Origin of the sequence: Rossellomorea oryzaecorticis (genome assembly GCF_038405515.1) — a bacterium.
Lineage (GTDB): Bacteria > Bacillota > Bacilli > Bacillales > Bacillaceae_B > Rossellomorea > Rossellomorea oryzaecorticis_A.
In genome coordinates, this window is record NZ_JBBYAF010000069.1 from 1 (window position 1) to 8,939 (window position 8,939).

Genomic DNA, 8,939 nt, shown 5'->3' on the forward strand with positions numbered 1-8,939 from the left:
ACCGCTATTGATTTCCGTGCAAGACTTCGCTTTCCGCGGGTAGCCCGTGAGCCTCCTCGTCGCGTTCGCTCCTGCGGGGTCTCACATAAGCTACTATTCCCGCAGGAGTCTTCGTCTTGCACTCCAATCAACCGCTGGAACAAGCTAAAACTTAACGCACGTTTGTGCAGAACTATAAAAAACCCGAACTAATTTTCCTCTCTGAAGGCGAATTAGTTCGGGTTTTACTCAGAGTAAAATACTTTTGTCCCAGTCTCTTAAATTATTGTCCAGCTCGGAGGTTATAAGTCCCAGGGCGAGCCTCCACTTTTCTTATTGCGCCTGATCGACTGGCACTAATAGACGGAACATGATGTTGTCTTCTTCCAAATCAAATTCCTTCGCTCTCACTTTAATATCACTTTTCAGTTTCATATCCCGGAGCGAAACATATATCAATTCGTCATTTGGCTGTATCTTCACCCATTCTGGAAAATTGTATGAATCCCTGATGACTTTCAACACATAAGATACGGGTAAATTAAGGGCGCCTACTGAGATCGACTTCTGTTTTAGAAGGATATCGCCATTTTTCAATGCCTTTGGTTCAAATTTCAGTTCAAAATCAATGTCGGACGTGAAGACTGGGACAGACCCATGTAATTCCACATCATCCTTTAACTTAACATCATATTCAACCGGACCTTTAAGGCCTTCTTCTTCGATATAGTGTTCGATGATAAGGTTAAGGTCTTCTTTGTTTGAGCGTACGTCAAATCCAACTTCCTTATTATTATTTGCTTTATTTTCAGGCAGTTCATCGTCCTCAGCAGGAGCAAAAACCATTAGTAGAATAATGACAAATCCTGCAATCAAGGCTCCTAATAAGGCAAAAAAAGCTACCTTCCACTTATTCTTCATGACGGCTCTCCTCTTCTAACTAAATATGGTTAATTGGTCAGTCTTGCAATTGTTTCCCCTTGTGAAAGACTCATAAACATCCGATCTGCGATTAATTTATACCCTTCATCGTTTGGATGGAAATAATCTTCATATAACAAGGTATCTCCACTGTCGATGAATAAATCATCAATCTTTATAAACAGCGTTTTATCATAGTTGCTCAATACTTGCTCACTCGAACTGTTCCAGTTACTGATGATCTGATTCACTTCATCAATATCGGAAAACCAGGTATTGAAAGGATTATAAAGTCCCACAAGAACAATCCCTGCATCAGAATTATAGCTTTTGATCGTTTCCATGATCTCATTTAGCCTTTTTTGATACAAACGTTTTTCTTCTTGGAATACTTCTAAACTTAAGTGGGACAGATTTTCCCTGAAGATTTTCATCACATCGTTCCCACCAATCGTGATCATCACCACATCAGCTTCTTCAATCGACTTTTTCACTTTGGCTTCTTTCAACCGTTTGAGCAGCTGATCAGTACGGTTACCTCTTACACCATAGTTATGGAATTGTGCATTGTTTATCCCATCCATGGATTCAAGATGATTTTCCAGGTAAGGAACATATCCTCCCTTTTTCGTACTATCCCCTACACCTTGAGTGAGAGAATCACCGATAGAAACGATTTTTAAATTTTTCGGTATGAAGTTTTCATTTGGATTATCTTTATCCCACAAGGAAACTTCCCTGGTTACATGTTCCGCTGCTTCTTCAATTGAACAGCCAGACAAGAGAAGAACAAAAGCAAGCATGAAGAATCCGATCCTTTTCATTTGCTTCACCTCGCATAAACTATAAACTTATTATATCACGTCCACGTATTCGTAAAACCTTTGTTAATGATACATAAACTAATTGTAAACTGCAGGTATTTTGCCCATCAGTACATCTTTGGGAAGACAGCCGCATATTTACTTACTTTAGTATATGTAAATAAATGAAAATTTGAATCATATTAAGGAGTATCGGGTTATAGTAAAATGAAAAGTTCAAAACGGCGAAGGGCCAGCCCCCCCGCCGTTTTCTATTAGTCTGTATAGTACATGAATCCAATTGCACCAATTCCGGTATGGGTACTGATGATCGGTGTGGTCTGCAGTATTTCATAATCTTCATATCCCGTTTTTTCTTTAATCTTGTTCTTGAGATTCTGAGCCAGCTTCAGACCGTCTATCTCAACCAGCCCGACACCGCGAATCGTCTTTCCTTTAACGTCCTCAACGAATTGCGAAGATAAATATTTGACCACCTGGGAATGGCTCCGCACCTTTGCTACAGGGGTATACTCCCCTCCTGCCAGGGAAGCAATCGGCTTGATGTTCAGCAGGGAGCCGATCATAGCCCTGCCCTTGCCGATCCTCCCTCCTTTCACCAGGTTTTCAAGAGTATCCACGACTACGAACAAATTCGTATTCTTGCGGATATTTTCAATGGAATCCATGATTTCCTTAAGGGATTTTTCTTCCTTAGCAAGCTTGGCGGCTTCGATTACCTGAAAAGCCAGTGCTCTTGAAATGAATCTAGAGTCTACAACTGTTACTTGTGATGACGACATTTCTGCTGCTGATTGTGCCGAACGCACCGTACCGCTCATATTACCCGTCATGTGGATTGAAAGAATGACCGATCCATCTTTACCCAGCTCATCATACAATTCAAGAAAAGAACCTGCCGGAGGCTGTGAACTTTTGGGTAATTCCTTTGATGTTTTCATTTTCTCCAAAAAGCTTGAGGGAGTCAGATCAATTCTATCTAAGTATGTTTTTCCATCGATTGTAACGGATAGAGGAACAACATGTATGTCCAGGTCGCTTATTTCCTTCTCTGTTAAATCTACTGTTGAATCTGTCACTATTTTAATTTTGGTCAACTTTGCCACATCCTTCTACCATATCCCTTGTATTATAACGTTAAAAAGTCAGGATTTAAATAGATATTATCAATTGCTGCCGTGCCTCTCTTTTTTGAAGGCTGTTCTCCAAAAATTTTTCCGTTATCAGAGAGCCCTTGGAAAATGCTCTGTTAAACACCGCTGTTGATTTCCGTGCAAGACTTCGCTTTCCGCGGGTGACCTGTGAGCCTCCTGCGTCTCACTTGTCTAGCTGCAGGGCTTAGAGGCACATGTCATAAGCCAAACCGACCAAGAAGGCAAAGAGCGCCTTCCAGGCCAATTCGTCTTATGCCACCCGCCTCTGAGCAAAGCCCTTCCGCTTTTCTAATTGGCCACTTCTCCCGCAGGAGTCTTCGTCTTGCACTCCAATCAACAGCTAGAAACAGCTAACAACAAGCTTTAATAAAAGCTTCCTATAAGAAAAAAAGCTGAATCTAAAGTTTGGCTAAACTTTAGATTCACCCCTAATGCTCAAGCATTGTTTTTTAATTCTTCAGAGTAATAGATTAATTCATAATCTGACCATTTCATTGTTTTCTTTAGGTATTCTCTAAAACTGTACGTTGTTTTTTGAGCATGTTCTTTCATGACTTTGGAAATGAAAGCATTCAGTTTCAAATTTACTCTAAAATAGAGCGGGCTGTCTTCCTTCAATACAGGGACTTCTAAGATTTTGACTTTCATTCCATACTTTGATTTGAACTCAATGGTTTTTGTCAGCAAAGTATCCATCCTCTTTTATACCCGTTTATATCCCTATTATACCTTATTTAAGGTGCGTAATATGTCTAATCCTGCAAAATTAATTGAATTTTTCAGTAATAATGAACTAATTCAAAATACTAAAAAGGGGTACTGGTATCCGGAAAAGCAATGCCCTCAGAACAAACGGTCCTGAATTAAGCAGGATTAATACATTCTTCTACATCATTTTTAGGTGAATTCACCAGTTGGGAAACCTGGAAACTCTTCATATCTTCCTCAGGAAATGGGGTCAGTATTTTGGACGCTTCCTCGAATGAGTATTTGTCGGTGTTCAGCCATCTTTCTATTTCTTCATTATCACTCAGCATTACAGGCATTCTATTATGGACTGGTTGTACCAGGTCGTTGGCTTCTGTCGTTATGATCGTGGATGTTACCTGTCCATCGCTGCTTCTGTCCCAAAGCGCAGCAAAAACAAATGGTTGTTCACTTTTTAGCTGAAAGCGAACAGGGACTTTCCCCTCTTCCTCTTGCTTCCATTCATAAAATCCATCTGAGAATATGACCATCCTTTTCTTGTGAACCAATGAGCGAAAGCTTGGTTTTTCTAACAATGTCTCACTTCTTGCATTGATCAGCGGCTTCCACTTATTCGTATTTGCCCATCCTGGTACAAGGCCCCAAAGGGTTTCCCCCGCTTTTCTTTTACCATTGTTAGAAATAAGTGAAAGTACCTTTTGTGAAGGGGCAATATTATATCTGGGAGAAGATTCTTCAATGTATTCATCTATTGAAAATTGACTAATTAATTCTTCCAGGGGGGTCGTAAGAGAAAATCTTCCGCACATAGAAACACCTCTCTAAATCATATATTTTTCCTTGGAGTCTGTTAAACAAATCTGCTGATAAATTCAACGATCAACTCAGCAGTGCGTTTCTTACAAAGAGGGTAACCTAAAATACCCATAAAAACAAGAACCACTGCAAAATGGTTGCAGAATTTGGTAAAGAGGATTACGATAAATACACATTCAATATTAACTGTTCAACTGAAAGAGGTGCGTATACGTGACATATGACTTTGATTATTCCAATTGGAAGGAAGAAATTGCCAATGCCATCACTCATGGTATCGGCTTGATCTTAAGCATCCCTGCTTTGGTCATGTTGATCATTTTCTCCGTCGATAGGGGATCCCCTTGGCATATCGTCAGTTTTTCCATATTTGGGGCATCGATGATCCTTCTTTATTTGTTTTCGACTTTGCTGCACAGCTTTAAACCGTCAAAGATTAAGAACCTATTCGCCATCCTTGATCATTCCGCTATCTATATTCTGATTGCAGGTACCTATACCCCATTTATGCTGGTGAGTGTACGAAGCGCATTAGGCTGGACCCTTTTTGGAATTGTGTGGGGGCTTGCTGTCATCGGAATTGTATTCAAATGTTATTTCGTACAGCGCTTCCAGATTGTATCGACTCTTTTCTACCTTGTCATGGGCTGGCTTGTCATCATTGCGATTAAGCCGCTTTATTTCAGCCTGACAGGGGCAGGGTTCTCTCTTTTATTAGCGGGCGGTATCATGTATTCAATCGGAGCCATCTTTTATGTCTGGAATAAGCTTCCCTACAATCATGCAATCTGGCATTTATTTGTATTGGCAGGCAGCGGCTGTATGTATTTTTGTATATTGTTATATGTATAACACTTCTAAAAAAAGGTACTGTCCGTGGACAGTACCTTTTTCGATTTCAATTATGCTTTCGGTCATAAGTCAAGAAGTAATAATCGTATGGATTTTTATCATCCTTCGGACCCTTTTTCCTGCTTTTCAGTTCCCACTCTTCAAGATTGAATGGGGGGAAAAATGTGTCCCCATCGAATTCTTCCTCGATCATAGTAATATAAAGGCGGTCGGCAAACGAAAACGTTTCTTTAAAAATTTCCGCTCCTCCGATCACAAATACTTCTTCATTTGAATTCCTTTCAATTTCAGAAATCTTATCAACCGAGTGGATAATGGTACAGTCTTCTGCTTTGTAATGCCTATCTCTTGTGACTACGATATTTTCTCTTCCCGGCAGGGCTTTCCCGATTGACTCAAACGTTTTTCTTCCCATCACAATCGGATTCCCCATCGTGACTTTTTTAAAGAATGCTAAGTCAGCAGGCAGATGCCAAGGAAGCTCGTTGTTTTTTCCAATCGCCGATTTTGTATCCATTGCTACGATAAAAGAGATCATACCTTCCTCTTCCCCTTTCAAACAATCATGTAATCATCCTTATTCTCAAGACAATGCCCACCCATCTACTATTATACAGCCACAGGTGCTTTGATGGACGGATGTGGGTCGTATCCTGTCAATTCAATGTCTTTCATTTCAAAATCAAAAACCGACTTCACTTCGCTGTTCAATTTCAATTGAGGAAGCGCTCTAGGTTCACGGTCAAGCTGGGTTGTAATTTGTTCAATGTGATTAGTATAAATATGTGCATCGCCTATCGTATGGACGAAATCGCCTGCTTCAAGCCCGCACTCATGCGCAATTAAGTGAGTCAAAAGAGCATAGCTTGCTATATTAAATGGAATGCCAAGGAAAATATCTCCGCTGCGCTGGTATAACTGACAGCTCAGCTTTCCATCCGCCACATAAAATTGAAACAATGTATGACAAGGCGGCAACCCCATCATAGGTATAAATTCAGGTGACCAGCTAGATAAAATCAACCTTCTTGAGTCAGGGTTGACCTTTATCTGTTCAATCAGGTCTTTTAACTGATCGATTGACCCACCTGTGGTGGTTTCCCATTCTCTCCATTGTTTTCCATATACCGGCCCTAATTCCCCGTACTTTGCGGCAAACCCTTCATCGTTTAGGATACGTTCTTTAAATTGTTCCATTTCGTTTTGATACTGCTTGTTAAATTCTTCATCCTGCTGGCTTCTGAGTCCAAAATCCTTCATATCAGGTCCTGAATATTCTTCGCTTTCCACCCAGTTCTTAAACGCCCATTCATTCCAGATATTGTTGTTGTGCTGAAGTAAATAACGTATATTTGTATCACCTTTAATGAACCATAATAGTTCACTTGCGACAAGCCTGAAAGGTACCCGTTTGGTTGTCAGCAGCGGAAATCCTTTACTTAAGTCAAATCTCATTTGATAACCGAAGACCGACAGAGTGCCTGTCCCTGTTCGATCCTCTTTTTTAAAGCCATTGTCCAGGACATGCCGGCACATATCCAGATAAGCATTTTCTCCATGTGTCATCTTTATCGCTCCTTCGTTGTAATCAAATTCTTCAATATGTATCTTCTTTATTTTAAGCCATGTGGTTGAAATTAAATAGGGTTGACTTCCATGAACAAAAAATCATCGTGACTCCGATACCCTCCAACGCCACTATCACTAAAAAAATTCAGCAGAAGGAAATACCTTCTGCTTCAAAAAAATATATGTCACCCTTCAGTTCAGTGTCTTGAAGTATTGATATGTGGACGGAGCTTTTCTTTTTAGTAGATTACGTGAGTCCCGACTGAAAAAATACATGGCAAATGTTTCTGCGAAATATTCTTCCTGATAATCCATAAAGTATGAACGATCAGGGAATAAAAGAGGGGCCTCCCGCTTCCAAACCTGCAAAAAAGCCATTTCAGAATAAGGATCATTGACGACATATCTGTCAATGCTGTGGGCAAGTTCATGCAATTCCAAGTTAATGGAATCATGGCCCATTCCCTTCTCGCTATGGCCGATCTTAATAAGAACCAGCTTTGAACCCCCGATTCCAGGGACATCATCCCAAGTCGTCCTTTTATTCGTGTATCCTCTTGGAGTCACACCTTTTAAGTGACTGGTAGAAGAAAAGTCGGTTAACTTCTTTTCAAATAAGCGTACCTTTATTTCCTGTTTTTCAACCGCACTCAGTAAATGACCTGGAATATGATCAAGCCTTTCGATGATTCCTTTCGCTTCAGCCCTGTCGAAGTCCGTCTCCGGCAGCAGGACGATGTTGTCCAACTGATCTTGTGATTGTAATTGCAGGCTGGATTGAATGGAAGAATGTTTTAATAGAATACCGCTGTAGTTTGCCTGTGTTTGTTTCCATATGATGAAGGAAGCGGTAATTATGAAGAGGAGTATGGCTGCACGTTTCATATAAAAGAACCTCCGTAAACAAGAAGTACTTAGGTAACTACTATTCTACCATAATATCAACTTGCTTTTTAGGAGCGATTCCTTCCAATTCGTGATGAACTTTGAATGCTGGCATTCTGACTATAAAAAAACAAGCACAGCATAGAGTGTGCTTGTTGTATGTATATAGACGTTTAGGATACGCTCATCCATTGCGGGGGAGTATTTTTATCCCAGTAGATGCTTCCAAGATCATGATGGGTCTGGAAATCATCATGGACTGTGTGATAATGAAAGTTAAAATAATATCCTTCTTTCGGAGGGTGATCCTTCCTTACATGAAAACGGATCACATCTTCCCCGGATTTCTTATCATAGATATGAAAGATCTTTTCGGTTTTTGCATAGGAAGGAACTTCTGATATGACGAGTAAGGATAAATCCTCATCACCATACTGTCGTGCCGTTTGTTCTATTGCATGTTCCATCTTGGGAAGAATTACGCTTCGGAATTCGTCTTCTATTGCAGGCTTAATTTTCGCACCAAATTTCATATAGGCATTTTGTTCGGCCTGCTCCATCATATTTTCCAGAAAATCCTCCCTTGAAAAAACGGGGTCTTCCTGCAGCACATCCTCTTCGGCACGTTCAATGGAAGAAGCCTTACTATTGCTTTTCGCCAGTGCATGTCCTTCTTCATTCAGGAAGGCTTGCGACGGAGTTACCAGTCCGAATGTAAGGATCGATATAAGTACAAAAAACGACTTTTTCAGCCAAATTGACATAAATAACGTCCTTTCCTATGTATTGCTTCTATTATTATACTATTTATTACGTGCAAAAAGTGAAAAAGGTTTCATTTTTTTGTAGGATATAAAAATATTTATGTGGTAGTATATTAATGAGGATATTTCGTAAGGAGGATAACTAAATGGATACTGGAATTATGATTAATATTGGATACTTACTTCTATTAGGTTATTTCGTAGTACTAGGTTTCACTGACTAATGCAATGAGCAGACAGGCAGTTTTAAATGCCTGTCTTTTTAGTTTGTTCTGTTAGTTCTGTAAATACCGCTTTTGATTTCCGTGCAAGACTTCGCTTTCCGCGGGTGACCCGTGAGCCTCCTCGTCGCTTAAGCTCCTGCGGGGTCTAACTTGTCTAGCTGCAGGGCTTAGAGGCACATGTCATAAGCCAAACCGACCAAGAAGGCAAAGAGCGCCTTCCAGGCCGATTCGTCTTATGCCACC

At 40.3% G+C, this 8,939-nt stretch carries 10 protein-coding genes; 1 reads left to right on the forward strand and 9 read right to left on the reverse strand.

All coding sequences use genetic code 11. The annotated features are described in order from the left end of the window. Positions 1-312 precede the first annotated feature (312 nt). From AAEO50_RS20450 to AAEO50_RS20470, 5 genes are all read right to left on the reverse strand, one after another. Entirely contained in the window at positions 313-900 is a 588-nt protein-coding gene (locus AAEO50_RS20450) for a YpmS family protein (protein ID WP_341986217.1), read from the reverse strand. A gap of 29 nt (positions 901-929) precedes the next feature. Continuing rightward, positions 930-1,724 (reverse strand): SGNH/GDSL hydrolase family protein, encoded by a 795-nt coding sequence (locus AAEO50_RS20455; RefSeq protein WP_341986218.1) that lies wholly within the window; start codon positions 1,722-1,724, stop codon positions 930-932. 254 nt (positions 1,725-1,978) lie between these two features. Beyond that, positions 1,979-2,821, reverse strand: coding sequence for a DegV family protein (locus AAEO50_RS20460; RefSeq protein WP_341986219.1), 843 nt, complete (start codon positions 2,819-2,821; stop codon positions 1,979-1,981). 492 nt (positions 2,822-3,313) lie between these two features. Beyond that, positions 3,314-3,574: a DUF2535 family protein gene (locus AAEO50_RS20465; protein ID WP_341986220.1), complete on the reverse strand. Its 261-nt coding sequence runs from the start codon at positions 3,572-3,574 to the stop codon at positions 3,314-3,316. Positions 3,575-3,741: 167 nt separating this feature from the next. Beyond that, entirely contained in the window at positions 3,742-4,395 is a 654-nt protein-coding gene (locus AAEO50_RS20470) for an SOS response-associated peptidase (RefSeq protein ID WP_341986221.1), read from the reverse strand. 220 nt (positions 4,396-4,615) lie between these two features. On the opposite strand from AAEO50_RS20470, the gene trhA reads away from it, so the two are divergent. Then, on the forward strand, positions 4,616-5,254 hold the full coding sequence (gene trhA, locus AAEO50_RS20475) for a PAQR family membrane homeostasis protein TrhA (protein ID WP_341986222.1): 639 nt from the start codon (positions 4,616-4,618) through the stop codon (positions 5,252-5,254). A 46-nt stretch (positions 5,255-5,300) separates the two neighbouring features. Here the strand turns inward: trhA and AAEO50_RS20480 are convergent, their stop codons facing one another. The 4 genes from AAEO50_RS20480 to AAEO50_RS20495 form a co-directional block, all read right to left on the reverse strand. Continuing rightward, positions 5,301-5,792 carry a dihydrofolate reductase gene (locus tag AAEO50_RS20480; RefSeq protein ID WP_341986223.1) on the reverse strand — a complete coding sequence of 164 codons (492 nt, stop codon included), beginning with the start codon at positions 5,790-5,792 and terminating at the stop codon, positions 5,301-5,303. Positions 5,793-5,863: 71 nt separating this feature from the next. Further along, a complete protein-coding gene (locus tag AAEO50_RS20485) occupies positions 5,864-6,820 on the reverse strand; it encodes a thymidylate synthase (RefSeq protein ID WP_341986224.1) in 957 nt (318 codons plus the stop codon). 195 nt (positions 6,821-7,015) lie between these two features. Then, positions 7,016-7,708: an anthrax toxin lethal factor-related metalloendopeptidase gene (locus AAEO50_RS20490; protein ID WP_341986225.1), complete on the reverse strand. Its 693-nt coding sequence runs from the start codon at positions 7,706-7,708 to the stop codon at positions 7,016-7,018. Between the two features lie 173 nt (positions 7,709-7,881). Next, a complete protein-coding gene (locus tag AAEO50_RS20495; protein ID WP_341986226.1) occupies positions 7,882-8,472 on the reverse strand; it encodes a YpjP family protein in 591 nt (196 codons plus the stop codon). Between the last annotated feature and the right edge of the window lie 467 nt (positions 8,473-8,939).

Bases quoted from the DNA above. Each gene is read 5' to 3' on its own strand.
- AAEO50_RS20450 (WP_341986217.1), bottom strand. From the start codon at position 900: ATGAAGAATAAGTGGAAGGTAGCTTTTTTTGCCTTATTAGGAGCCTTG.
- AAEO50_RS20465 (WP_341986220.1), bottom strand. From the start codon at position 3,574: ATGGATACTTTGCTGACAAAAACCATTGAGTTCAAATCAAAGTATGGA.
- AAEO50_RS20485 (WP_341986224.1), bottom strand. From the start codon at position 6,820: ATGACACATGGAGAAAATGCTTATCTGGATATGTGCCGGCATGTCCTG.
- AAEO50_RS20495 (WP_341986226.1), bottom strand. From the start codon at position 8,472: ATGTCAATTTGGCTGAAAAAGTCGTTTTTTGTACTTATATCGATCCTT.
- AAEO50_RS20480 (WP_341986223.1), bottom strand. From the start codon at position 5,792: ATGATCTCTTTTATCGTAGCAATGGATACAAAATCGGCGATTGGAAAA.
- AAEO50_RS20455 (WP_341986218.1), bottom strand. From the start codon at position 1,724: ATGAAAAGGATCGGATTCTTCATGCTTGCTTTTGTTCTTCTCTTGTCT.
- AAEO50_RS20470 (WP_341986221.1), bottom strand. From the start codon at position 4,395: ATGTGCGGAAGATTTTCTCTTACGACCCCCCTGGAAGAATTAATTAGT.
- AAEO50_RS20490 (WP_341986225.1), bottom strand. From the start codon at position 7,708: ATGAAACGTGCAGCCATACTCCTCTTCATAATTACCGCTTCCTTCATC.